Here is a 1441-nt window from a genome sequence, read left to right on the forward strand (position 1 = left end):
TCAACAATCTGTTATGAATGCAAAATTAAGTCATTTTTCTGAATTATCCAACTTTTTGAGTGAAAAATCTTCTATCTGCAATGATTTTCTGTCATTATTGGACAGATTCAAGCTTGGACAGTCACTTCGCAAGCTGAAAATGGAGAAGGAGAAAGGTGCATCGGCATTGGATTTGCTCAAGTACCTCCTTATCTTCCGTCTCTTCGGTCAGAATATCCACCAGTCACTCCACCATCAGTTTTCTCCATTCATCGAAGGAGGCAAGAACCAGTTCTACCGTTTCCTTACACGTCCTAAGATGGACTGGCGCAGGCTTCTTTATCGCACGGTGAAGTCCTTCTTCCGCATAGTAAGCGAGAATTCCACAGATGCCAATCAGGAGAGATACTTCATCCTTGACGATACCATGATTGAGAAAAGCGGCATCAGCATGGAAGGTATCAGCAGAGTCTATGACCATGTCGCTCAGAAGTGTGCACTTGGATACAAGCTGCTACTGCTTGCCATTACCGATACGAAGAGTACCTTGCCACTTGAATTCTCCCTGCATGCAGAAGCGGGAAGGAAGAAGGACTTCGGACTCACAAAGAAACAGCTCAAGGACAGATTCACCAAGAAGCGCAGCAATGATGACTGCATGAAGAAAAGGGCAGACGAGCTGCTCAAGGAGAAGCCTGACATAGCGATAGAGATGCTTCGCAGAGCCGTGAAGAATGGGTATGTCGCCAAGTATTTTCTTTTTGACAAATGGTTCTTCGGTGAGGACTTTATAAAGAAAGTCAGGAGCATCAAGGATGGTGCCATACACGTCATCACGCTGCTCAGGAACAAAACCACAGGTTTCATGGTGAATGGAAAGCGTATCTCAGCCAAGGTGCTTATACAGAAGCAGGAACGCATAGGTTTCAAGACATGCAGACAATACAAGAGTCACTATGCCAGGATTAAGGCAGAGTACAATGGCATACCTGTCCAGTTGTTCATTATCCGCTATGGTAGAAGCAGCAAGTATGAGGTTATGGTGACGACAGACATGAAGTTGTCGTTCAAGGATGCCTTTGAACGCTACCAGATACGCTGGAATATTGAAGTCCTGTTCTACGAATGCAAGCAGCACCTTGAACTTGGCAGATGTCAGAGCACAGACCTCAACGCACAGATTGCCGACTGTACTCTTGCATTCATTGGCTACACTGTCATCTCGCTCCACAAGCGCTTCTCCGACTACGAAACGTTTGGAGAACTATTCCGGGATATCAAAGAAGGACTGCTGGAACTGACGTTCATAGAGCGTCTGCTTCCGATAATAGCGGAATTGCTTGAGAAAATTGCGAGTCTCTTTGATTCCACACTGGATGACCTGCTTGAGAGGGCTATGGCAGATGAAGAAACAAGGCAAGACTTGGAACGCATTCTCAGATGTGATCAAGATTTCAAAAAG

General features: G+C 45.5%; 1 protein-coding gene. It reads left to right on the top strand.

Annotation, left to right across the window (positions count from 1 at the left end):
- Nucleotides 1-97: 97 nt before the first annotated feature.
- A partial coding sequence (locus CIK99_RS03125; RefSeq protein ID WP_094379679.1) for a transposase occupies nucleotides 98-1441 on the top strand: 1344 nt, incomplete at its 3' end.

The organism is Prevotella sp. P5-92 (genome assembly GCF_002251245.1).
In the GTDB taxonomy this organism is placed as follows: domain Bacteria; phylum Bacteroidota; class Bacteroidia; order Bacteroidales; family Bacteroidaceae; genus Prevotella.